We start from the raw sequence: 22,618 nt of genomic DNA, 5'->3' as shown, positions 1-22,618 counted from the left end.
GAGGCCAGGGCGCAGAGTCGACCGCGGAATGCTCAGCCGAGCTCGACCACGACCGGGGCGTGATCGCTGGGCGCGGTGGTGCCCTTCTTGGGGCGACGTTCGTCCTTCACGATCTCTGCGTTGGTGACCCGCGAGGCCAGGCCGGGGGAGCCGAGGATGAAGTCGATGCGCATGCCGCGGCGCTTCTGGAAGGCCAGCTGGGTGTAGTCCCAGTAGGTGTAGATTCCCGGGCCTTCCGTGAAAGGCCGCACCACATCGGTGAATTGGGCGTCATGCATGGCCTGGAACGCCGCCCGCTCCGGGGCGGAAACGTGGGTGCTGCCGTCGAACGCGGCCATGTCCCAGACGTCTTCGTCCTTCGGCGCGATGTTCCAGTCACCGACCAGCGCGATGGGCTGATCCGGATCGTCCTTGAGCCAGCCGGCGGCGGTATCCCGCAGGGCGGCAAGCCAATCCAGCTTGTAGGTGTAGTGCGGATCGGCCAGGGTCCGGCCATTGGGCACATACAGGCTCCACACCCGCACCCCGCCGCAGGTCGCTCCGAGAGCGCGGGCCTCGGCGATCGCCTCCTCCTCGGGCTTGCTGCTCCAGGTGGGTTGTCCGGCGAATCCGATCTCGATGTCGTCCAGGCCGACCCGCGAGGCGATGGCCACACCGTTCCACTGGTTGAGCCCGATGTGGGCCACCTCGTAGCCCAGCGCGGCGAACGGCATCATCGGGAACTGCGCGTCGGTGCACTTGGTTTCCTGCATGGCCAGCACGTCGACGTCGGCCCGCTCCAGCCAATCGACCACACGGTCGACTCGGGTTCGGATCGAATTGACGTTCCAGGTGGCCAGGCGCATGGGGTTAGAGGTTACGGGCGCCGGCCAGACGCAGGAACGCCCGGGCAGCGGGGCCGGCGGCCGGGCCGACCGCCAGCGCCAACGTCCGGGTGGTCCGCGGGATCAGCGGGCGACTGACGATTCCGGGGTGCGAGCCGGTCAGGGACGGCAGAATGCTGACCCGCTTCGCGCGCATCGGCAGCATCGATCTGGACGACCTGTTCGAGACCTACGACCTCAACGTGCGGACCGCGGTTCAGGTCGTGCAGGCGGCGTTGCCGGGAATGCTGGCCGCAGGCTGGGGTCGCATCGTCAACGTGACCAGCCTGACCACGCTCGGGACCCCCGAACGCACGCCGTATGCCGCGGCCAAGGCGGCGTTGGAAACCGCCACCCGGATCTGGGCCGGTGAGCTCGCGTCGACCGGCATCACCGTCAACGCCGTCGCGCCCGGACCGACCGAGACCGAGATGTACCGCGAACGCAGCCCGCAGGGATCAGAACGTGAGCACCACATGCTGGGCACCATCCCGATGCGCCGGGTCGGTAAGCCGCACGAGATCGCCCACGCGATCTGTGCACTGCTGGACGAGGACGCCGGCTACCTCACGGGTCAGATCATCAGGGTCGACGGCGGGGGCAGCATCAGTGCGGCGTGACAATGTCTTCCACTGCGACATAACGGGTTTGGTGATGTAGCCGGAAACCCAACGAGGTGTACAGCGCGATCGCCTCGTGATTGTCGAGTTCCACCTGGACGTAGGCCCGGCCGGCACCAGTCGCAGCGCCCCAGGACAACAGCGCCTCGCACACGGCCCGGGCATGGCCCTGACGGCGGTGGGCCGGACCGACGCGGACCGACGAGATTCCCAGCCAGGCGGTGCCGTCCGGGGCGGTGGTCACCGCACCCCGGCCGACCGCGCAGCCCGCGACCGTCGCGAAGGTCAACTGGCCGTCGGCCACGGCCGTCAGGACGTCGACGGGGACCTCGCGTTGGTAGAGCTGGAGCCACTGTGCGTCCGGTTGCTGCGCCAGCGTGACGCTCGGCGGCGAGGGTTGCGCCGGCGTGACGCTCGGGGTGGGGAGAGCCGGGAGCTCACGCACCATCACCCGCGCCGGTTTGACGCCCGGGGTCCGTATCGGCAGGAGCCGCTCGGGCAGCGCCAGCCAGGCCGGCAGATCACGCTCCCGGTACCAGTCGCGCACCGCGGACAGGTCGGCGATCTGTGCCGACACACCCAGCGGGATCGCCGAATTGGCGCGGCTGGTGACGCCGTGCCCGGCGCGCAGCAGCCAACCGCCCAACCATTGCTGTTCGACGCCCGGCCAGGCCATCGCCGCGGCGTGTTCGAGCGCGCGGATCGCCGAGGTACGCACCGGAGCATGGGACAGCTCACGCACACTGACGATGTCGGCAGCCGAGACCTCGACCAACTCACCGTCCTTGGTGCGGATCAGCACCGTCGGCTCGACGCGTTCCAGATGGCCGATGACGTCGGTCAGCGGCTTGGCCGACCCGGCCGGCAGCCGGTAACGCAGGCTGACCCGGGACCCGAGCGCGGGCAGTGCCGGCATCAGTGCCCGAATGGGTCGGGAACCTCGCCTGGCATCCAGGACAGGCCGGGCACGCCCCAGCCGTTGCGCTTGACGGTCTTCTTGGCCGCCCGCGCATACCGGCCCACGAGGCGGTCGATGTAGAGGAATCCGTCGAGGTGCCCGGTCTCGTGCTGCAGCATCCGGGCAAACAAGTCGGTGCCCTCGAGAGTGACCGGTGAACCGTCGGCGTCCAGCCCGGTGACCCGCGCCCAGTCCGCCCGTCCGGTCGGAAAATTCTCCCCCGGTACGGACAGGCAACCTTCCTCGTCGTCGTCGGGGTCGGGCATCGTCTCGGGGACCTCGGAGGTCTCCAGCACCGGGTTGATGACCACCCCGCGGCGGCGGGTGGTGTGGCCGCGGGTCGGTGCACAGTCATAGACGAACAACCGCTTGCCCACACCGATCTGGTTGGCGGCCAAGCCAACCCCGTTCGCGGCGTCCATGGTGTCGAACATGTCCTGAATGAGTTGGGGCAGGTCCGCGGGCAGTGAACCGTCCGGGCCGACGGGCACCGGGGCGGTCGGTGTGTGCAGAACGGGATCTCCGACGATGCAAATCGGTAGGACGGCCATGGGGGAAGCTTAAAGTGGCAATGCTTCTCACCCGACTCGCGGGTTTATGTGTCAGCCGGACCCAGCAAGCCGTGGTTGAATAATCGCCGAACCACAGTGATGTCATTTCTCAAGTGTCGGAAGGGTCCAAGGAGCGATATGGACGGCGCCATGGCGCGGACTGAGCAATCCGGGGGCGACTCTGACCTGAGCGATGGGCTCACCCGGCGCGAGCACGATATTTTGGCCTTCGAACGCCAATGGTGGAAGTACGCCGGAAGCAAGGAAGACGCGATCAAAGAGCTCTTCTCGATGTCGGCCACCCGTTACTACCAGGTGCTGAACGCGCTGGTGGACCGTCCTGAGGCGCTGGCAGCCGATCCGATGCTGGTCAAGCGGTTGCGGCGGATGCGGGCCAGCCGGCAGAAGGCACGGGCTGCGCGGCGGCTCGGCTTCGATATCAGCACCTAAAGATCTTCCCCGCACGCGAGGAGGACAAATGGCCGGAGTGAGGGATCGGGCGGTTCGCTCGATACAGTGGTGGCGATGAATCAGCGAGACTCCTCCGGGTTGCCCCTGCGTGCCATGGTGATGGTGCTGTTGTTCCTCGGGGTCGTGTTCCTGCTGGTCGGTTTCCAGGCCCTCGGCTCCGACGACGACTCGTCGGATCAGTCGTCGTCCGTGGCCACGACCACCACGACGACCACCACGAAGACCTCGGCAAAGGCCGAACCCGCACCAGAGGTCAAGGCCGACGTGCGTGTGTACAACGTCTCCGATGTCGCCGGCGCGGCCGAGACCACGGCCAACCGCCTGCGCGAGGCGCACTGGAATGTCACCGAGACCGGCAACCTGACTATGGAAGGTGTTGCCGGCACGACGGTGTTCTTCGGTGAGACCGAGGGAGAGCAGGAAGCTGCCGAGGCCGTGGGCAAGGCGATCCAGGCGCCTGTCGAACCCCGGCGTCCGGAACTTCTCGAGCAACCACCGGGCGTGATCGTGGTAGTCACCGGCTAGGCTTTGGGCCATGCTGAAGCCCGTCAGTGTTGCCATCCTGTTCGCTGCCCCCGTTGTCGCGCTGAGCGCCTGCAGTCCGCCCGGAGAGGTGCCGTCCGACACGCCCGGCACCACCCCGGCGATCTGGACCGGATCGCCGTCGCCCTCGGCCGCTCCCGGTGAGCACGGCGAGGGCCACGGCGCACAGGGCACCAGCGGTGGTGAGACCCTGACCGCGGAGCTCAAGGCCGCCGATGGCACGTCTGTGGCAACTGCCGACCTCCAGTTCGCCGACGGATTCGCCACCGTCACCGTCGAGACCACCGCCCCGGGCAAGTTGGCCCCCGGCTTCCACGGTCTGCACATCCACTCGGTCGGCAAGTGTGAGGCCAACTCGGTGGCCCCGACCGGGGGCGCGCCCGGCGACTTCAACTCGGCCGGCGGCCATCTTCAGGTGTCCGGACACTCCGGCCACCCCTCCAGCGGAGACCTCAGCTCGCTGCAGATCCGTGCTGACGGCTCGGGCAAGTTGGTGACCACCACCGACGCCTTCACCGCCGAGGATCTGCTGGGCGGCGCCAAGACCGCCATCATCATCCACGAGAAGGCGGACAACTTCGCCAACATTCCGCCGGAGAAGTACCAGCAGGTCGTTGGTGGCGCCCCCGGCCCCGATCAGGCGACCTTGGCCACCGGCGACGCCGGCAGTCGGGTGGCGTGCGGTGTTATCGGCGCAGGCTGACAGCCGGATCGATTTTGCCGGGTCGCCCCGGCCCACCGTCGGCGTCGAATGGGAGTTCGCTCTCGTCGACGCCGACACTCGTGATCTGAGCAACGGCGCCGCCGAGGTGATCGCCGAAGTCGGCGAGAGCCCGCACGTGCACAAGGAGCTGCTGCGCAACACCATCGAGATCGTCACCGGCATCTGTGAGAACACCGGTGAGGCGATGGACGACTTGCGCAGCACGCTCGGCCCCGTGCGCAAGATCGTGCACGACCGCGGCATGGAACTCTTTTGCGCAGGCACCCACCCGTTCGCGAAATGGTCGGCCCAACAGCTGACCGACGCGCCGCGGTATGCCGAACTGATCAAGCGCACCCAATGGTGGGGTCGCCAGATGTTGATCTGGGGTGTGCACGTGCACGTCGGGGTGTCCTCGGCGCACAAGGTGATGCCGATCATCTCCTCGCTGCTCAATCAGTACCCACACCTGTTGGCGCTCTCGGCGTCCTCACCGTTCTGGGACGGTGAGGACACCGGCTATGCCAGCAACCGGGCGATGATGTTCCAGCAGTTGCCCACCGCAGGCCTGCCGTTCCAATTCCAGACCTGGCCGGAATTCGAAGGCTTCGTCCACGATCAGAAGAAGACCGGCATCATCGACCATCTCAACGAGATTCGCTGGGACATCAGGCCGTCGCCACACCTGGGCACCGTCGAGGTACGGATCTTCGACGGAGTCTCCAACGTGCGGGAGCTGGGTGCGCTCGTGGCGCTGACCCACTGCCTGATCGTCGATATGGACCGCAGGCTCGATGCGGGCGAGCAGTTGCCGACGATGCCGCCCTGGCACGTACAGGAGAACAAGTGGCGAGCGGCCCGCTACGGCCTGGACGCCGTGATCATCCTGGATTCCGACAGCAACGAGCGGTTGGTCACCGAAGACCTCGATGACTTGCTGAATCACCTTGAGCCGGTGGCCAAATCACTGGGATGCTCCGAAGAGCTCGCCGCGGTGACCGACATCTATCGCGGCGGCGCTTCCTATCAACGGCAGCGCCGGGTGGCCGAGGAGAGTGACGGTGACCTGCGCGAGGTCGTAGACGCCCTCGTCGGCGAACTCAAGCTGTAGCGCATTGACCAACCCAGGGGCGAGGACCATCCTGGCCTCATGATGGTCTCACCGATGTTTCCTCTCGAAGTAGCCATGTTGCCCGGTCAGGAACTGCCGCTGCGGATCTTCGAACCGCGCTACGTGGCGATGGTGGGCGACTGCATGGCCATGCCGGAGCCGTCTTTCGGGGTGGTGTTGATCTCGGCCGGCCGGGAGGTGGGCGGCGGTGACCGCCGGTGCGATGTCGGGGCACTGGCCAAGATCGTGGACTGTCAGGAATTCGGTGTCGGCAAGTTTCGGCTGCTGTGTGTGATGGGTGAACGAATCCGGGTGCAGCGCTGGCTCGAGGACGATCCGTATCCACGCGCCGAGATCGAACTCTGGCCCGACGAAACCGACGGGCCGGCGGATGCCGCCCGCATCGGCGATGTCGAAGACCGGATGGTGGCCCTGCTCGACCGCATCGGCGAGGCACGCGGCACGCCGATCCGTAGCCGTGAGATCGTGGAATCGGCCGGAGTGGATCCGGAGAATCGCTTGTATGCCTTGGCTGCTCGGCTACCCATGGGGCAAGCCGACCGTTATTCGCTGCTGGCCGCGCCTTCAGAAGCGGCCCGGCTCGACGTGCTCAGTGAGGCGGTGGACACCGTCACCGCGATGGTGGAGTTTCAGCTTTCGGAGTAGACCCGGATACTCAGCTCATGGCTTCGCACCTGACCGCCTCGGACGGAACCGAACTGGTTGTTGAAGTCGAAGGCGTCGGACCGCCCGTGGTTTTCGTGCACGGGTCCAACGGTGGTCTGGATTCGTGGGCCGAGATCGCTGCGCGGCACTTCGCCACTGCCACGGTGCCGGACCACGTTGCCGATGTGCTTCAGAGCTTCTTTGCAGCTGTACACGGTTCGCGTTCGTAGCGCTGTGGCGGAGATTTCGCGATTCTGTCGCCACAGCGCTACGAACGCAGACACCAAACCTGTTCGTTCGCAAGGAAACCAGCTCGCCATCCCGAAAATTATTCGGTCAGAACACCTTCGACGAACTCGGTGGCCATCGATCCCTCGGTGATGTCGGCGGGCATGCTGCGGTGGTAGCGCGCCATCAGGTCGTCGGCCGGCAGTGCGCCCACCTCCCAGCAGTGTTCGCTGAGCCAGTCGGGGACGTGGGCGCGGTCTTCGATGAACCACAGCTGCTCCGGATCGGGCATGTCTTCACCGGCTTCGGCAGCCTCGGCGCGCATCTTCTCGATGTGCGCGCGACGGCGGGCCAGGTGATCCTCGGAAAAGAATCCGGCGCTGAAAGCCTCGACTGCGATCCGGCTGTCCCGCGCCGACAGTTCGGTGATCCGCTCGAACAGCAGGTCCTGCGCGTCGGCGGGCAGATACGGCAGCAAGCCTTCGACCGACCACGCCGTCGGCTCGGTCACGTCGAAACCCGCATCCAGCAAAGCCTTCGGCCAATCCTGGCGTAAGTCGACCGGAACGGCCACCTGCCTGGCCTTGGGCACAACCCCGTGCGCCGCGAGGACCTCCTCCTTGAACTGGAGCACCTGCGGCTGGTCGATCTCGAACACCACGCTGTCCTGGATCCAGGGCAACCGCCAGGCGCGAGCATCCAGGCCGGCGGCCAGGATCACCGCCTGGCGGATCCCCGCCGCGCCCGCGGCGACGAAGAACTCGTCGAACCACTTGGTGCGGGACGCGGCGTAACCGCCGATGGCGCGAATGCGCTGGGCCATCGCGCCGGTGGGCGGACTCCAGCCCCGCGCACCCGCGGCGTCGAGAAACATCTGGGCATACGGGTCGGTGAACAGCGGAGTTACGGCGGCGGACTCTGCAGCGCGAGCCATCGCCACCCCGAGCGCGGTGGCGCCCACGCTCTCGGTGACGTCCCAGCTGTCGTCGTTAGTTCTGGTCATCGGTTCCAGTCTCCCCGAACTCGGCCATCTCGTCTCGGGTCAGCAGGTTCTCGCGGTTGCGCTGCTCCCGGTAGGCCAATTGCCCGACGCGGTTGGCGATCACGGGCGCGGTGATCAGCGTGAACATGCCGGTGAGGATCACCATGCCGATATCGGTGTGGCCCCGCAGCCGGATCGCGGCGCCGGCCAGGACCAGCAGCAACCCCAGCACCTGTGGCTTGGTCGCCGAATGCATCCGCGACATGGTGTCGCCGAACCGCACCACGCCGATCGCGGCGGTGAGTGCCAGTGTCGAGCCGGCCAGGATCAAGACCGCGGTGACGATGTCGAGGATGTTCATGGCGCCCGCTTCCGCCGCGGCTCATCGGTGTCGGGCACACGGAAGCGCGCCACGCTGACCGAACCGACGAAGCTGATCAACGCCAACGCGGTCAGGCTGTAGGTCACCGTGGTGTCCAGGCTGTACGCCGCCCAGGTTCCGATACCGCACAGCGTGACGGCCACCAGGGTGTCCAGCGCGACCAACCGATCCAAGGTGCTCGGCCCCGCCAACAGACGAAACATCGTGATCGCCGCGGCGGCGGTCAACATGACCGCGGCGATCGTCCACACGGTACTCATGCGCGATCCGCCTCCTTGTTGGCCACGGGACGCCAATCGGCCTCACGCTCGAAAGCCGCCACCAAAAGCCGCTGCAGGGTGTCGATCTGGTTGTGGAAATTTTTGATCGCCCGGTCGGAACTCACGTCGACGACGTGTACGTAGATCAACCGCCGGGTCTGATCGATCTCCAACACGATGGTTCCCGGGGTCAGGTTCAAGATGTTGACCCCGAGGGCCAGGACCAGATCCGACTTGATCGCCAGATGTGCCCGCAGCACCGCATTGACCGGCGGGGGTCCGGGGCGGACAGCAAGCCACGCCATCTGGAACGAAGACATGAACAGCCAGACGCTGACCCGAATGACCAACCGCGCCAACGACAACAGATGGACCCGGCCCTCCACCGGGACGGCGGGCAGTGGCAGCAAGTACGTGATCAGCAGGGCGATGGCCAGGCCCGAGAGAATGTTGGCCGCCGAGACGTTGCCCCACAACAGCATCCACACCAGGATCAGCCAGCACACGATCCAGGCCCGAAGCAGCAGCCACCTCATAGTTGAGCACCCCCCAGCACCGCCGAGATGTACTGTCCGCGATCCAATACCTCGGCCGCGGCGCGCTCGCTGTAGGAGAAGATCGGCCCCGCGGCCACGGTCAAGGCCAGCCCCACCACGATCAAAGCGCCGGTCGGAGCCAACATTCCCACCGGCATGCGCCCCACGCTGTCGCGATCGGCGAACGCGATGTCTTGGCTGTCGTCGAGCAACACGGCCGGGGCCGCCGCGGCCAGATGACCTTCGGGCGCATCAGCGCGGGCCCGCCAGAACGCCTTCGTCCACACCCGGGCCACCACGTACAGCGTCAGCAGGCTCGTGACCACACTGCCGGCGACCAAGATCCAGGCCAGCACGGAACCGTTCGCGGCGCCGGCTTCCAACAGCGCCACCTTGCCGATGAAGCCCGAGAAGGGGGGAATGCCACCGAGGTTCAGCGCGGGCACCACGAAAACGAACGCGAGCACCGGGCTGGCCGCGGCGAGCCCGCCCAACCGCTGCAGCGTCGACGCCCCCGCCTGCCGCTCGATCAGGCCGACCACCAAGAACAGCGTGGTCTGCACCACGATGTGGTGGGCCACGTAGTAGATCGCGCCGGACATGCCGAGTTGGTTGGCCAACGCGACGCCGAACACCATGTAGCCGATGTGGCTGACCAGGGTGAAGGACAGCAGCCGTTTGATGTCGCTCTGGGCGATCGCACCGAGGATGCCCATGATCATGGTGAGCAGACCCGCCACCAGCAGCACATTGTCCAGCTCACCACCCGGGAACAGCAGGGAATGTGCCCGGATGATTGCGTACACACCGACTTTCGTCAGCAAGCCGGCGAATACCGCGGTGACCGGTGCGGGCGCGGTGGGGTAGGAGTCGGGCAGCCACGTCGACAGCGGAAACACCGCGGCCTTGATGCCGAACGCCACGAGCAGCACCGCGAACAATGCCGTGCGGGTGCCCGTCGAGATGTCACCGAGGCGCAGCGCCAGCTCGGCCATGTTGAGCGTCCCCGTCGCCGCGTACACCAGCGCGATGCCGAGCAGGAAGATCAGCGACGACACCATCGAGACCAGCACGTAGGAGATGCCGGCCCGGACCCGGTCCTCACTGGCACCGATGGTCAGCAGGACGAAGCTCGCGGCCAGCAACACCTCGAAGCCGACGAACAGGTTGAACAGGTCACCGGCGAGGAAGGCGGTGCACACACCGGCCGACAGCACCATGTAGGTGGGCAGGAAGATCGACGTCGGCTGGCGTCCGTCGCCGTCGCGGATACCCTGCCCGATGGCGTACGCGACCACCGCCAGCAACACGATGGCCGAGACCACCAGCATGAGCGCCGAAAGCCGGTCCACCACCAGCGTGATGCCCAACGGTCCCATCCCCGGCACGCTCTGCCCCCACCCGCCGACGTGCAGCACCAAGGTGCCGTCCCGGTCGGCCAGGTAGACCAGCGTCGCGCACACCACGACCACGGCCGTCAGGGCGAACTGGGCGATGATTCGCTGCAACCGGGGACGGCGCCCGGCCACCAGCGTCGCCGCCGCAGCCAGCGCCGGGATCAACACCGGCAACGGGATCAAGGCCTGAGCGGTTATCACTTCGACCCCTCGAATCCCGGCAGCGCATCGAGTTCGTCGGGCGCATCGGTGTCGCGGTGCGGCTCGGCCACCGGAATGACTTCTTCTTCCTGAGCACTCGACCGCTGGGAGACGCGGGTGTCCTCAGGATCGTTACCGACCTCTTCGACCGTGGTCAGTCGATACGAACGGTAGGCCAGCGCCAGGACGAATGCGGCCAGCCCCATGCTGATGACGATCGCGGTGAGGATCATCCCCTGGGCCAGCGGATCGGCATCGGTGGTGGCGCCGTTGCTGGTACGCCCGCGGATCGGCGGATTGCCCCCCCGGCCGCCGACGGTCAGGATCAACAGGTTGACCGCATTGCCGATCAGCAACAGCCCCAGCAACATCCGGGTCAGATTGCGCTCGAGCAGCAGGTACACACCGGCGCTGGTGAGGCCGCCGATGATGATCAGGGTGATCAGGAACGTCGTCATCGGGCGATCTCCGTATCCACGCGGGCGCCGAGGCTACGCAAGATGTCCAGCACCAAACCGACGACGATGAGATACACCCCCAGATCGAAGAACAACGCGGTCACCATCTTGACCGAACCCAGCACCGGCACGTCGAACTGCAGGACCGCAGAGGACAACGCGGGCGCGCCCAACAGGATTGAGGCCACCGCCGTACCCGCCGAGAGGCCGAGTCCGGTGCCGAGGATCTTGCCCGCGTCGAGCGGCAGTGTCTCGCCCAACTCGTAGCGGCCACCGGCCAGGTACCTCAGCACCAGCGCCAGGCCGGCGGTCAGCCCGCCCGCGAAACCGCCGCCGGGGGTGTTGTGGCCGGCGAAAAAGAAATACGCCGAGAGCACCATGATGAGCGGGAAGATGACGCGCGTCGCGACTTCCAGTACCAGGGAGCGGTGTCGCGGGTCGCGTAGCTCACTGCCGCGCAGCCAGGTGACGTCGCCGACGGCCGGGCTGTATGCGCCGATGGGGCCGATGTCGGGCTGGCCGACGGCCGTGCTGACCCGCGGTGCGGAGCCGAATCGCTGATGCCGGAACACCAGCGACGCCACACCCGTGGCGGCGACCAGCAGCACCATCACCTCGCCCATGGTGTCCCAGGCGCGGATGTCGACCAGTAGCACGTTGACCGCGTTGTTGCCGTGCCCGCGGTAGTAGGCGGCGTCGGGAATCAACTCGGCGACACCCGCGCCCGTGCGCGCGGCCATCGCGAACACCGCCAGCGTCGTGACTGCGGCGCCCACCGCCAGTGCCAATGCCGCGCGCGGCAGCCGGTGCCGGTTGATGTTGGTGGCGTCGGCCTCGGCGGGCAGGATCCGGAGGACCAGCACGAAGATCACCAAAATCAGTGTCTCGACCAGGAATTGGGTCAATGCCAGATCGGGCGCACCGTGGAAGGCGAAGATCGCGCCGCAGCCGTAACCGGTCACCCCGACCAGCAGCACCGCGGCCAGCCGGTTGCGCATCACCGTCGCGCCGATCGCGGCGGCCAACATCAGCAACCCGACCACCACCTGCAGCGGTGAATCCCACAGCGCGATATCCGGACGGTCCCTCGCTCCCAGCGCCAGCATCACGATGGGCAGCACCACCAGCGTCGTCAGGATCACCGACTGGGTGGCCGGCAGCGAGCCGCGCTGAGTCTCGCCTGTCAGCCGCACCGAGGCGATGTCCAGGCCGCGGATCACCGCGTCATACATGCGGTCGGCGTTACCGAGTGGCCGATAGGCGAACCGGGTTCGGGGCAAGCGGTTCCGTCCGAAGAACACCGCGGTGCCGACGGCGAGCACCACCACCGACAACAACAGCGGCAGGCCGAGTCCGTGCCACAGCGCCAGGTGGTAGCCCGACCCGCCTGGCATGGTGTCGGCGTATTCGTCGAGCACCGAGTCCATCCCGGCCGGCCACAACCCGAAGCCCAGGCCGGCGGCGCCAAGGACCGCCGGTGCGGCAAGGAAAGTCACTGAAGGACGGTGCATTTCAGCGACCCGGGTGCTCGGCTGCGGCCGGCCCTTGTCGGAGAACGCGCCCCACATGAAACGCAAGCTGTACATGGTGGTGAACACCGAGCCGACGACGATGCCGGTCAGCACCCACGGAGCCGATGAACCGAGCGCCGGGCTGTGCATGACCGTTTCGAGGTCGGCCTCCTTGGCGACGAACCCGAAGAACGGTGGCAGCGCGGCCATGCTCGCGGTCGCACACGCGGCGATGATCAGCAGCGGCTTGCACTGGCGCCCCAAGCCGGCGAGGCGGCGGATGTCGCGGGTGCCGGTGGCGTGGTCGATGATGCCCACCACCATGAACAGCCCGGCCTTGAACATCGCGTGTGCACACAGCATGGCCAGCCCGGCCAGCATCATGTCGCTGCCGCCGGTGCCCACCATCACGGTGATCAGGCCGAGTTGGCTGACCGTGCCGAACGCCAGGATCAACTTCAGGTCGTATTCACGGACAGCCCGCCAGCCGGCCAGCAGCATCGTGAGCAACCCGAGGCCGATGACCATCGGCCGCCACAGCGGTGTCTCGGCGAAGCCCGGCGCCATCCGAGCCACCAGATACACACCGGCCTTGACCATCGCCGCGGCGTGCAGGTAAGCGCTGACCGGAGTCGGTGCGGCCATCGCGCCCGGCAGCCAGAAGTGCATGGGCACAATCGCCGACTTGGACAGCGCGCCGATGAGGATCAGTGCTATTCCGATCGCGGCCGCGGTGCCGCCCGGGGGAGAGGCGATCAACTCCGAGAGCCGATAGGTGCCCGACAGGTGGCCCAGTATGACGATGCCGACCAGCATCGCCAGCCCGCCGAACGTCGTCACCAACAGCGCCTGGGTGGCCGCGCGTCGGCTCGTCGCGCGCTCGGCGTAGTGTCCGACCAGCAGGAACGACAACACCGTGGTGGTTTCCCAGAAGATGTAGAGCACCAGCATGTTGTCGCTGACCACCAGGCCGAACATCGATCCGGAGAAGGCGACCAACTCGGCGGCGAAGCTGGGCAATCGTTTCTCGATCTTGCCGTCGTGGTGGTGGAAATACTCGCCGCAATAGAACAGCACCAACGCGCCGATCGCGAGCACCAGCACGCTCATGATGGCGGCCAGCGAGTCGAAGCGCAGGGAGATGTCCATCGACAGCTCGTGCACCCACGGGATGCGCACGGTCGGGACGCGGTCGTGGCTCGGCCAGTTCATGCCGACCCAGATCAGGGAGCCGAGCGGCACCAAGGCCAGGGGATAGAACGCTCGTCGGCCCCATTTGGCCACCAGGAGTGGCGCCAGCGCGGTGGCGACCGCGTGGGCGAGCAGAACGGCGAGCATGGCACTCCGATCGGGTGTGGGTCGGGGTGTCGGCTACCGATGAGCGCTTGCGCGAAGAGCACCGGCAGAGAGCTATGTACTGATTAGTGGCATTCTACGTGGGCCGTTTCCCGCCGCGAGAGTGACGCAATTGTTGTGAATTCGCCATGAGGGCGACCACTGCGTCACTCTCGCGCGATTGAGCACCGCCCGCAGAAGTGCCGCAGCCAGACCTACACCCAGGCCGGGGCGCCGTTATGAGAGCCGGGCCGGGCTCATCGAACCGTGAGCCCAGATCGGAATGGCATGTGACGCTACGCCGATGCCCCAACCCATTACCGGCCAGACCGGCCAGAAGTACCAGCCGCCACCGCCGAGTCCCACCGCCAGCCAGATGCCGAGCATGAGCAGAGAGCCGGCGACGTAGGCCGCGAGGTGGATCGTGACGCTCAAGCGCGCGGCCCGCTGTTGGGCGGCATGGCGTCGGGGATCGTTGCGCCGGAGACGGTTGACGGGTAAGTCGGCGACGAGGCGGTGCAACTCGCCGGTGGTCTGCGCCCGGAAGGCCGACTGCAGCCGATCCTCGTACTCGGGCATGGCCAGGTAGCCCTGGGTGAGGGCCTGGCCGAGGTCGTTGGCGGTGCGTTCGCGCTCCCGGTCGCCGGCGCGGGCGGTTTCAACGGTGTGTAAGGCGGTGTCGGCCATCGTCAACTCCCGTGAATCTAGTCAGTGACTAGTTGAACTATCCCACCGGAACTTGGCAGTGTCAAGATTTGGTTGTGGCCGCTTCTCGTTCCGCGAGGTCGCGCAGGGTGATCAGCTGTTTGCGCATCATCACCACGTCGCCCAAGGCCAGCGCCCATCCGACGACCCGCGGGCCGCCGAAGCGCACCCGCACGTGCAGCCGGGTGCCGCCGGCGCTGCCGTGGACGGCATAGGTGACGGCGACCTGCCCAGACTGCACCGTCACATGCTCGTCTTCGCTGAATGAGCGCAGCGTGAAAATCTGCATGAATCGCTGGCCGGTGCTCAGCTGTGCCAGTGCCGGATCTCGGGTGTGTGGGCTGCGGCGGCCGAAGTTGTCGATCAGGTCGTAGCTATAGGGCGCGACGCGCAACTGGCAGAGCCAGCCGAACACGGTCGACGTGGGTGCGTCGATACTGATCGCCCTGTCCGCCGACAGCGCGGAACCGGCGAGCAGAGCGTCGCACGGCAGGGTGGCGCGCTGCTCCTGGGCCGTGGCGCCCCAATTCAGGATCACGTCAGTACATCCGGACGCGGGCGCAGTTGTCCCGCAATGCGTTTCAGGGTCTGGCGCACCGCCACCACATGAGCGCCCGAGCTGATAACCAGGGTGCGGTAGATCTTTCCGTGCAGGCCCGGGAAGGCTGCCCAGGTCTGTGATCGCACCCGGGTGCGGTGCGGACCCAGATCGTCCAGTTCGAAGACCCATTCGTAGATCGAGAACGGGTGGCGACCCTTGAGGACCAGGCGCTGACGCGGCGTGCACTCGCCGATTTTGAAACCGAAGGGTGCGCGCGGCTCGGCGGGATCACCGCACATTGCCCGCAGAACCGCGGCCCATGTCGTAGCAACGTCGGCGTCGACGGTTATGGCATGCTCATCGATATAGGGTAAACGTTCCATATAGAAGGAATGTACTAGATCATGGCACCTCCGCGGAAGCATGAGACCGACGCGATCTTGGACGCGACGCGGGCGCTGGTGCTTGCCGAAGGCCCCAGGGCGGCAAGCGTCGCGGCGATCGCCAAGGTCAGCGGAGCCCCGGCGGGCACGCTGTATCACCGGTTCGGCAATCGAAACGGCGTGTTGACGGCGGCCTGGCTGCGGGCGCTGGAGCGGTTTCAGTCCCGGGCCATGGCGGCGACGGGCGACTCTCCGCTGGAGGCGGCGGTCGCCATGGGCGTGGCTGCCGTGGAGTTCGCGCGTGCGGGTCCCGCAGATGCTCGCCTGCTGCTGACCATCCGGCCCAGCGACCTGCTCGACGGGGCGCCGGACGCGGAGTTCACCGCGACGCTGACGGAGATGAACACCCCACTGGTCGAGCGGCTACGTGAGTTGGCCCTGGGGATTTTCGGTGACGACGGCGCCCGCACGATGGACGCCATGTCACGCGCCGTCGTCGACCTGCCCTACGCCGTCGTGCGCCGACATGCCAACGATGCCGAGTTGCCGGACTGGATGGAGGAGGACCTGGCCGACGCGATCCGGAAGTTGTTGGTTCGGTGACGTCTGTGCCGGACGCAGTGACGAGCGCACAGCTTCTTGGCGGTGTTTCAAGGCATTTCGTGTCAACAAGCTGCACACTCACCACAGTGCACCGGGCGGTATCGTCATGGGGGTGGAATCCGAGACCGAAGCATCACGGGTTGTCTCAACCAGTCGCGAGATCGCCGCACCGGTGGAGGTCATCTTCGAACTCATCGCCGACCCATCGCAGCAACCGCGGTGGGACGGCAACGCGAACCTGGCCGAGGCGCCCTCCGGGCAGCGGGTGCGCGCGGTTGGAGACGTATTCACCATGACGATCAAGCAAGGCGGAAACCGCGAGAACCACATCGTGGAGTTCGAAGAAGGCCGGCGGATCGCGTGGCGGCCATCCGAAGTTGGCAAGGAGCCGCCCGGTCACCTGTGGCGCTGGGAGCTGGAACCGTTGGGCGACAACCGCACCCGGGTCAGCCACACCTATGACTGGACGCAGCTCACCGACGAGAAACGGCTGGTCCGCGCACGGGCGACCACCGCGGACAAGCTGCAAGAATCCATCGACCGGTTGGCGGCTATCGCTGAGACTTAGGAACGGGGCCGGCCAACGCGGCTTGGGGAAACCCCGTGGCTGCGAACCTCAGCGCCCGGCCGCGAACTCCCGCAACGATTCCACCTGCGCCGCATCCAGTGACGGCCGCACGGTCTCACGCGCCTTGGCGACGTCGGCCGCAGTGACGTCGGCGGCGTCGATGGATCGGCGCATCGCCGTCAGCGCGGCCTCCCGCAGCAAGGCCACGCAATCGGCCGCGCTGTAGCCGTCCAACTCGGAAGCCAGACCGTCGAGATCGACGTCGGAGGCCAGCGGAATGGATTTTCCTGCGGTACGCAGGATTTCGCGTCGCGCCTCGGAGTCGGGCGGCTCGACGAACACCAACTTCTCCAACCGGCCCGGTCGCAGCAATGCGGGGTCGATGAGGTCGGGGCGGTTGGTCGCGCCCAGCACGACGACGTCGTTCATCGGTTCGATGCCGTCGAGTTCGGTGAGCAGGGAGGCCACCACGCGATCGGTCACCCCGGAGTCGAAGCTCTGCCCGCGGCGCGGGGCCAACGCATCGATCTCATCGAGGAACACCAGTGACGGAGCCGAGTCACGCGCCCGCGCGAACAGCTCACGCACGGCTTTCTCGGAGGAGCCGACCCACTTGTCCATCAGCTCAGCACCTTTGACGGCATGCACGGACAGCCGTCCGGAACTTGCCAGGGCCCGCACCAAGAAGGTCTTGCCGCACCCGGGCGGGCCGTACAGCAGCACACCGCGCGGCGGCTGGACGCCGAGCCGCTGGAACGTCTCGGGGTGCTGCAGCGGCCACAACACCGCTTCGGTGAGGGCCTGTTTGGTCTCGACCATGTCGCCGACATCGTCGAGGGTCACCGAGCCGACCGACACCTCCTCGGCCGCCGACCGCGACAACGGACGGATCACCGTCAGGGCCCCGGTGAGGTCTTCCTGCCACAGCACCGGCTCATTGCCGTCGGCGCTGGCCCGTGATGCGGCCCGCAGCGCACCCTCCCGGACCAGTGCGGCCAGGTCAGCCACCACGAAACCCGGTGTACGGTCGGCGATCTCGCCGAGATTCAGCTCGGCGGAGGGCACGCCGCGCAGCAGCACCTCCAACAGCGACTTGCGGGTGGTGGCATCCGGCAGGGTCAGGGCGAGCTCACGGTCACACAGATCCGGGGCCCGGAGCCGGGGGTCTACCCCGATGGGAATGGCCGAGGTGGCGACGAACGCCACGCCGCGAGTGGCCACGGCCTCCCGCAGCTCGGCAATGATCAGGGCCGCAACAGGTTCGGGTGTCCGGTCGGCGGCAGTCGCCGGTAACAAGGCGTCGACGTCGGAGATCAGCAACACCCCGCCGCCGTCACGCACCGTGGCGACCGCGTCGGACACCCGGCCCAGCCGGTCATCGGCGGCCAGCGCACCCACTTCCGGCCCGTCGAGTTCCACCAACCGCCGCTCGGCGCACACCGTCCGGACCATGGTGGCCTTGCCGACGCCGGCAGGCCCCGAGATCATAACTCCGAGATTCGGGGCGGCGCCGAGGGTTTCGAGAAGCTCAGGCTCGTCGAGTGACAGTTTGAGCCACTCGGTCAGCTTGCCGGCCTGGACATGGGAGCCCTTGAGATCGTCGAAGCTCACCGCCGGCTCCGTGCGTGCGGGGCTGATCGTGTGCGCGCCGGTGGAATCCGACCGGCTCGGCTCCAACCCCGCCCCCCACGACACCACCGAATTCGGCTGAATGCTCACCGGCCCGGCCGGATCGACCCCGGTCACCGTCAGCAGCTCCGAGGTCCAGGTGATGCCCACCGAAGACGCCAGCGCCGCGGTGGCCGCCGATGTCGACGTGCCCGGCCCCAGATCCCGGGGCAGCAGTGACACGGTGTCTCCGACCGTCATCACCTTGCCCAGCAGGGCTTGCCGCAGCGTCGCCGACGAAATCGAGTCGGTCGCCAGCTTCGACCCGCTCACCGTGACCGCCCGGGCCCCGTACACCGTCACCGGCGCCACGATCACCGTGGCGGTTTCGCGCACCCCCGCATTGGACAGCGTGACGTCATCGAGCAGGGCCGTTCCGGTCGGCGTACCGCTGGGGGCGACCCCGACGACAGCGGCCGTGGTGCGGGAACCGGTCAACGAAACCGCGTCCCATTCGCGCAGTCCCAGCGCTGCGATGGCCTCCGGATGCAACCGGACCACACCGCGACGCGAGTCGAGTGCCGAAGTGTTCAGACGTGCCGTCAGGCGCAGATGCCCGAGCGCGTGATCCTCGTCGACCTCGAGCTGCGACATGTCAGCGGCCCGGCTTTCTCAGCCCGAGCCGCGCCATCGACCGCCGGTGCGGCTGTGCCCGGCGAATCGCACGCCGGGCGGCGCGGCGCTGTTGCGGTTTGTCGTCCCAGGATTCGGGGTGGCTGGCCACCCACTTCTTGGTGCGGATAGCGAACGGTATGTGGATCACGTAGGCCACGATGATCACCATGATCACGATGTAGCCGTAGAACACCGACGCTGCCACGCCGATCGCGACCAGCGCCAGCAACGGCGCCACCATGTTCGGCGACACCGAGAAGGTGTGGATCTTGCGCATGGGGATCCGGCTCACCACGAGCAGCGAGACGCCGATCATCCAGATCGACACCGCCCACTCGCTGGTCCACCAGCCTTCGCCGAACTGCATCTTGGCGGCCAGCAGACCGATCGCGCCGATGGCACCGGCCGGCGCGGGCATTCCGACGAAGTACTCCTTCTCGTACGCGGGCTGATCCACGTCGAGCAGGGCGTTGAAGCGGGCCAGCCGCAACACGATGCACACCGCGTACAGCAGCACCACGATCCAACCGATCCGCGAGTGCGACAGCAGCGTGCCGTACACGATGAATGCCGGTGCCACACCGAAATTCACCGCGTCGGCCAGCGAGTCGATCTCCTCGCCCATCTTGGAGGTGGCATTGAGCATCCGGGCCACCCGGCCGTCGAGCGCATCGAGGATCGCCGCGACGGCCAGAAATGCCATCGACTCGGTAGGCCGGCCGTCGAGCGCCATCTTGACCGACGACAGACCCAGGCAGATCGCGGCCACCGTCATCGCGCTCGGCAGCATCCGCACGCTGAACGGCGGCGGTTTCATGCGGCCCCTGATCAACGAAGGCGGCCTCACACGCGGTTTGATCATGGCAACTCCGCCAGGACGGTCTCTCCGGCCAGCGTCCGCTGGCCCCGGGTGACGAGCACTTTCGAACCAGCGGGCAGGTAGGTGTCCAGCCGGGAGCCGTAGCGGATCAGCCCGTACGTCTCGCCGATGTCGAGCTTGTCGCCGACGTGCGCGTCGCACACGATGCGGCGGGCGATCAGCCCGGCGATCTGCACGGCGATCACCTCAACCCCCTCGGGAGTACGGATGACCACGCTGTTGCGTTCGTTGTCCTCGCTTGCGGCTTCGAGCTCAGCGGAGTGGAAGCGTCCGGGTCGGTGCTGCACGGCCACCACGTCACCGCCGATCGGGGCCCGCTGCACATGTGCGTCGAGCACTGACAGGAAAATGCTGATCCGCGGCCGCGGGGTGGCGGGCAGGCCCAGCTCCGCGGGCGGGTCAGCGTCCTCGATCAGACACACCAGCCCGTCGGCCGGGGCGACCACCACCCCGGGGCGGGTCGGTGCCACCCGCGGCGGGTGCCGGAAGAACGCCGCGTTCGCCCCGGCAGCCAGCAGGCCGGCCCGGCGCACCCAGCGCCGCTTGCGGCCAAGGGCCGCGACGGCGAGGCTGGCGCCGACGAACGGGAGGCCCGCCGAGTGCATCGGCGGAACACTGGATCGCACCAGCGCCACAAGGCGTTCTGGTCCGGACTGGAGATCGGGGCGTCTGGCCATCGGGAGGATTCTACGTGCGCGGGGTGTCAGGATTGCGCGTCAGGATTGCCGGCTGAGGTCCCACACCGGAACAGCCGACCCGGCCGCAAGTTCGGTGGTGTCCTCGGCGATCTCCAACAGGCAGTTCGCCGAGGCGAGCCAGCGCAGATGATGCGAAGCCGGGGGACCGTAGCTGCTCACCGAATCCCCGGTCAGCACACCCCGCCGGAACTGCCGCTTTCCGCGCGGCGACGTCAGATCCTCGCTCAGCTGTGCGGTGCGCCGCGGCCGGTCCGGTTCGGCCAGGCCCATCGCGGCACGCAGCGGCGAACGGACGAACACCTCGAACGACACGAGCGCACTCACCGGATTGCCGGGCAATGTGATGATCGGGACTCCGTTGACGGTGCCCGCGCCCTGGGGCATACCGGGCTGCATCGCCACCTTCACGAACTCCACCTGATCCGACAATGAGTCCTTGACCACCTCGTACGCACCCGCACTGACGCCGCCGGTGGTGATGATCAGATCCGCATCGCCGGCGTGCTCCGCCAGGGCGGCGCGGAAGGCGTCGACGTCGTCGGCGGACATCGGGGCGATGGTGGCCTGGGCGCCGGCGTCGCGGGCCGCGGCGGCCAGCATCACCGCATTCGACTCATAGATCTGCCCCGGCTGCAGCTCTGCGCCGGGAGCCACCAACTCGGTGCCGGTGGACATCACCATCACCCGTTGCGGCGGCAGCACGGGCAGAGTGGCCAGCCCCAACGCGGCAGCCAGGCCGAGCGTGGCGGGGGTGATCACCTGACCGGCGTGCAGCACTGTGGTGCCGGCGGTGACGTCCTCACCGGCCCGGCGGATGTGCTGGCCGCCCCGGGCCGCCGCGCGGATCGTCACGGTGTCCGTCGCCGCATCGGTGGCCTCGACCGGGACCACCGCGGTGGCGCCGGACGGCAACGGTGCCCCGGTCATGATCCGGTGCGCGGTGCCGGGCTGCAGCGTCAGCAGGTCGGTGCGGCCGGCCGGGATGTCCTCGGCCACCGGCAGCCGCACCGGGGTGTCCTCGGTGGCGGACGCGACATCGTCGGCGACGACGGCATAGCCATCCATCGCCGAGTTGTCGAAACCCGGTAGGGACAGCGGGGCCACCACGTCGGCGGCCAGCACCAACCCGAGCGTGTCGTTCAACGGAAGATCTTGTGGTGGCCGGGCTTTGATCAGCCCGGCGACCACCAACTGGTGTTCTTCGACCGTCCGCATGGTCACACCGGGAAGGTGACGCCGGTGAGCTCCTCGGAAACCGCCCACAGCCGGCGCTGCAATTCTTGGTCGTGCGACTGCTTGCTGGAGGACACGAGCTCCGGGTAGCCGCGGACTTCCCGGAATCCGTCCGGTCCGTAGTACTGACCGCCGCGAACCTCGGGATCGGTGGCCGCGCGCAGCGTGGCCAAAGCGCCCTTCTGCGCGCTGTTGACGAGCAAGGCGGTGACCTGGTCGACACCGGGCAGCCCGGCGCCGGGGATGTGGCGGGTGAGCTCGGTGGCCGAAACTCCGGGATGGGCGGCGACCGCGATGGTCGGCTCGTCCTTGGCGGCCAGGCGGCGCTGCAGCTCGTAGGTGAACAGCAGGTTCGACAGCTTGGACTGACCGTAGGCGGCGACGCGGTTGTAGCTGCGCTCCCACTGCAGGTCATCGAAGTGGATGGCGGCCTGGATGCGGTGCGCGACGCTGGCCACCGCGACGACGCGTGACCCGTCGACCGGCAGCAGGTGATCGAGCAGCAGACCGGTCAGCGCGAACGCACCCAGATGGTTGGTGCCGAACTGCAGCTCGAAGCCGTCGACGGTGGTCTGCTTGGGCGGGTACATCACGCCGGCGTTGTTGATCAGCAGGTCGATCCGCGGATAGGCGGCCTTGAGTTCGTCGGCCGCGGTGCGGACCGAATCCAGCGAACCCACATCCAGCTGCTGCAGCTTGAGGTCCGCCTTCGGCGCCGCGGCGGTGATCCGGTCGACGGCCTGGCGGCCCTTGTCCAGGTTGCGTACCGCGACGACGACGTGCGCGCCCCTGGCGGCGAGCACACGCGCGGTCTCGTATCCCAGACCGGTGTTGGAGCCGGTGACGATCGCGATCCGGCCGGACTGATCGGGGACGTCGGCCTCTGTCCACTTGGAATTGGCGCTCATGAGTGTTGAACATACGGAACGCGGGTGCTGGACGGCACCC

27 protein-coding genes and 1 pseudogene are annotated in these 22,618 nt (G+C 67.5%); 9 read left to right on the top strand and 19 right to left on the bottom strand.

The annotated features are described in order from the left end of the window. Positions 1-32: 32 nt before the first annotated feature. Together E0T84_RS26000 and E0T84_RS31965 are read right to left on the bottom strand one after the other, a co-directional pair. Positions 33-845, bottom strand: a complete 813-nt coding sequence (locus tag E0T84_RS26000) for an exodeoxyribonuclease III (protein WP_070185162.1) — start codon at positions 843-845, stop codon at positions 33-35. 4 nt (positions 846-849) lie between these two features. Continuing rightward, entirely contained in the window at positions 850-1,020 is a 171-nt protein-coding gene (locus E0T84_RS31965; protein ID WP_159437508.1) for a hypothetical protein, read from the bottom strand. Here E0T84_RS31965 and E0T84_RS25995 point away from each other — a divergent pair. Continuing rightward, positions 1,007-1,483: pseudogene (locus tag E0T84_RS25995) on the top strand (SDR family oxidoreductase); the annotation flags it as partial. The gene E0T84_RS31965 and the pseudogene E0T84_RS25995 overlap by 14 nt on opposite strands. Here the strand turns inward: E0T84_RS25995 and E0T84_RS25990 are convergent. Further along, positions 1,470-2,399: a GNAT family N-acetyltransferase gene (locus E0T84_RS25990; RefSeq protein WP_070185163.1), complete on the bottom strand. Its 930-nt coding sequence runs from the start codon at positions 2,397-2,399 to the stop codon at positions 1,470-1,472. The pseudogene E0T84_RS25995 and the gene E0T84_RS25990 overlap by 14 nt on opposite strands. After that, positions 2,399-2,992, bottom strand: a complete 594-nt coding sequence (locus E0T84_RS25985) for a peptide deformylase (protein WP_070185164.1) — start codon at positions 2,990-2,992, stop codon at positions 2,399-2,401. The genes E0T84_RS25990 and E0T84_RS25985 overlap by 1 nt, the downstream gene beginning before the upstream one ends. 138 nt (positions 2,993-3,130) lie before the next feature. On the opposite strand from E0T84_RS25985, the gene E0T84_RS25980 reads away from it, so the two are divergent. From E0T84_RS25980 to E0T84_RS32095, 6 genes are all read left to right on the top strand, one after another. Next, the gene (locus tag E0T84_RS25980; RefSeq protein ID WP_070185165.1) at positions 3,131-3,442 is read left to right on the top strand and encodes a DUF3263 domain-containing protein; all 312 of its coding nucleotides are present in this window, start codon (positions 3,131-3,133) and stop codon (positions 3,440-3,442) included. Between the two features lie 75 nt (positions 3,443-3,517). Beyond that, entirely contained in the window at positions 3,518-3,988 is a 471-nt protein-coding gene (locus E0T84_RS25975) for a LytR C-terminal domain-containing protein (protein WP_070185166.1), read from the top strand. A 10-nt stretch (positions 3,989-3,998) separates the two neighbouring features. After that, positions 3,999-4,709, top strand: a complete 711-nt coding sequence (locus E0T84_RS25970; RefSeq protein ID WP_070185167.1) for a superoxide dismutase family protein — start codon at positions 3,999-4,001, stop codon at positions 4,707-4,709. Then, on the top strand, positions 4,690-5,820 hold the full coding sequence (locus E0T84_RS25965; protein WP_070185168.1) for a glutamate--cysteine ligase: 1,131 nt from the start codon (positions 4,690-4,692) through the stop codon (positions 5,818-5,820). The genes E0T84_RS25970 and E0T84_RS25965 overlap by 20 nt, the downstream gene beginning before the upstream one ends. A gap of 39 nt (positions 5,821-5,859) precedes the next feature. Beyond that, complete coding sequence (locus E0T84_RS25960; protein WP_070185169.1) at positions 5,860-6,486, top strand: LON peptidase substrate-binding domain-containing protein; 627 nt, start codon at positions 5,860-5,862, stop codon at positions 6,484-6,486. 17 nt (positions 6,487-6,503) lie between these two features. Next, positions 6,504-6,716 (top strand): alpha/beta fold hydrolase, encoded by a 213-nt coding sequence (locus E0T84_RS32095; protein ID WP_070185170.1) that lies wholly within the window; start codon positions 6,504-6,506, stop codon positions 6,714-6,716. A 98-nt stretch (positions 6,717-6,814) separates the two neighbouring features. On the opposite strand, the gene E0T84_RS25950 is transcribed toward E0T84_RS32095, so the two are convergent. From E0T84_RS25950 to E0T84_RS25905, 10 genes are all read right to left on the bottom strand, one after another. After that, positions 6,815-7,717, bottom strand: a complete 903-nt coding sequence (locus tag E0T84_RS25950; RefSeq protein WP_070185171.1) for an SAM-dependent methyltransferase — start codon at positions 7,715-7,717, stop codon at positions 6,815-6,817. Further along, a complete protein-coding gene (locus E0T84_RS25945) occupies positions 7,704-8,057 on the bottom strand; it encodes a monovalent cation/H(+) antiporter subunit G (RefSeq protein WP_070185172.1) in 354 nt (117 codons plus the stop codon). The genes E0T84_RS25950 and E0T84_RS25945 overlap by 14 nt, the downstream gene beginning before the upstream one ends. Further along, the gene (locus tag E0T84_RS25940; RefSeq protein WP_019345791.1) at positions 8,054-8,338 is read right to left on the bottom strand and encodes a monovalent cation/H+ antiporter complex subunit F; all 285 of its coding nucleotides are present in this window, start codon (positions 8,336-8,338) and stop codon (positions 8,054-8,056) included. Before E0T84_RS25940 ends, E0T84_RS25945 begins: the two co-directional genes overlap by 4 nt. Beyond that, positions 8,335-8,874, bottom strand: a complete 540-nt coding sequence (locus E0T84_RS25935; protein WP_070185173.1) for a Na+/H+ antiporter subunit E — start codon at positions 8,872-8,874, stop codon at positions 8,335-8,337. Before E0T84_RS25935 ends, E0T84_RS25940 begins: the two co-directional genes overlap by 4 nt. Next, the gene (locus tag E0T84_RS25930) at positions 8,871-10,469 is read right to left on the bottom strand and encodes a Na+/H+ antiporter subunit D (protein ID WP_070185192.1); all 1,599 of its coding nucleotides are present in this window, start codon (positions 10,467-10,469) and stop codon (positions 8,871-8,873) included. Before E0T84_RS25930 ends, E0T84_RS25935 begins: the two co-directional genes overlap by 4 nt. After that, positions 10,469-10,930: a Na(+)/H(+) antiporter subunit C gene (locus E0T84_RS25925; protein WP_070185174.1), complete on the bottom strand. Its 462-nt coding sequence runs from the start codon at positions 10,928-10,930 to the stop codon at positions 10,469-10,471. Before E0T84_RS25925 ends, E0T84_RS25930 begins: the two co-directional genes overlap by 1 nt. After that, positions 10,927-13,779, bottom strand: a complete 2,853-nt coding sequence (locus tag E0T84_RS25920; RefSeq protein ID WP_070185175.1) for a Na+/H+ antiporter subunit A — start codon at positions 13,777-13,779, stop codon at positions 10,927-10,929. The genes E0T84_RS25925 and E0T84_RS25920 overlap by 4 nt, the downstream gene beginning before the upstream one ends. A gap of 234 nt (positions 13,780-14,013) precedes the next feature. Beyond that, positions 14,014-14,463 (bottom strand): DUF1707 domain-containing protein, encoded by a 450-nt coding sequence (locus E0T84_RS25915; protein ID WP_070185176.1) that lies wholly within the window; start codon positions 14,461-14,463, stop codon positions 14,014-14,016. A gap of 61 nt (positions 14,464-14,524) precedes the next feature. After that, positions 14,525-15,019 (bottom strand): hypothetical protein, encoded by a 495-nt coding sequence (locus tag E0T84_RS25910; RefSeq protein ID WP_070185177.1) that lies wholly within the window; start codon positions 15,017-15,019, stop codon positions 14,525-14,527. After that, positions 15,016-15,405, bottom strand: coding sequence for a hypothetical protein (locus E0T84_RS25905; RefSeq protein ID WP_070185178.1), 390 nt, complete (start codon positions 15,403-15,405; stop codon positions 15,016-15,018). Before E0T84_RS25905 ends, E0T84_RS25910 begins: the two co-directional genes overlap by 4 nt. A gap of 21 nt (positions 15,406-15,426) precedes the next feature. Here E0T84_RS25905 and E0T84_RS25900 point away from each other — a divergent pair, with 21 nt between their 5' ends. Both E0T84_RS25900 and E0T84_RS25895 read left to right on the top strand, forming a co-directional pair. Beyond that, positions 15,427-16,008 carry a TetR/AcrR family transcriptional regulator gene (locus E0T84_RS25900; protein ID WP_070185179.1) on the top strand — a complete coding sequence of 194 codons (582 nt, stop codon included), beginning with the start codon at positions 15,427-15,429 and terminating at the stop codon, positions 16,006-16,008. A gap of 112 nt (positions 16,009-16,120) precedes the next feature. Beyond that, positions 16,121-16,576 carry an SRPBCC family protein gene (locus E0T84_RS25895; protein WP_110764898.1) on the top strand — a complete coding sequence of 152 codons (456 nt, stop codon included), beginning with the start codon at positions 16,121-16,123 and terminating at the stop codon, positions 16,574-16,576. Between the two features lie 48 nt (positions 16,577-16,624). Here E0T84_RS25895 and E0T84_RS25890 read toward each other — a convergent pair whose 3' ends face one another. Genes E0T84_RS25890 through E0T84_RS25870 form a run of 5 tightly spaced genes read right to left on the bottom strand, consistent with a single transcriptional unit; the run spans position 16,625 to position 22,578 of the window. Next, the gene (locus E0T84_RS25890; RefSeq protein ID WP_138745912.1) at positions 16,625-18,838 is read right to left on the bottom strand and encodes an AAA family ATPase; all 2,214 of its coding nucleotides are present in this window, start codon (positions 18,836-18,838) and stop codon (positions 16,625-16,627) included. Position 18,839: 1 nt separating this feature from the next. Then, complete coding sequence (gene pssA, locus E0T84_RS25885; RefSeq protein ID WP_070185182.1) at positions 18,840-19,721, bottom strand: CDP-diacylglycerol--serine O-phosphatidyltransferase; 882 nt, start codon at positions 19,719-19,721, stop codon at positions 18,840-18,842. After that, positions 19,718-20,416, bottom strand: a complete 699-nt coding sequence (locus tag E0T84_RS25880) for a phosphatidylserine decarboxylase (protein WP_070185183.1) — start codon at positions 20,414-20,416, stop codon at positions 19,718-19,720. The genes pssA and E0T84_RS25880 overlap by 4 nt, the downstream gene beginning before the upstream one ends. 39 nt (positions 20,417-20,455) lie before the next feature. Then, positions 20,456-21,652 carry a gephyrin-like molybdotransferase Glp gene (glp, locus tag E0T84_RS25875; protein WP_070185184.1) on the bottom strand — a complete coding sequence of 399 codons (1,197 nt, stop codon included), beginning with the start codon at positions 21,650-21,652 and terminating at the stop codon, positions 20,456-20,458. A gap of 2 nt (positions 21,653-21,654) precedes the next feature. Next, a complete protein-coding gene (locus E0T84_RS25870) occupies positions 21,655-22,578 on the bottom strand; it encodes an SDR family NAD(P)-dependent oxidoreductase (protein ID WP_070185185.1) in 924 nt (307 codons plus the stop codon). Positions 22,579-22,618: the final 40 nt, after the last annotated feature.

Origin of the sequence: Mycobacterium sp. DBP42, from assembly GCF_005924235.1 — a bacterium.
Classification (GTDB): Bacteria; Actinomycetota; Actinomycetes; order Mycobacteriales; family Mycobacteriaceae; genus Mycobacterium; species Mycobacterium syngnathidarum.
Note: the sequence above shows the minus strand (reverse complement) of the source record. Positions and strands in the feature narration are given on the sequence as shown.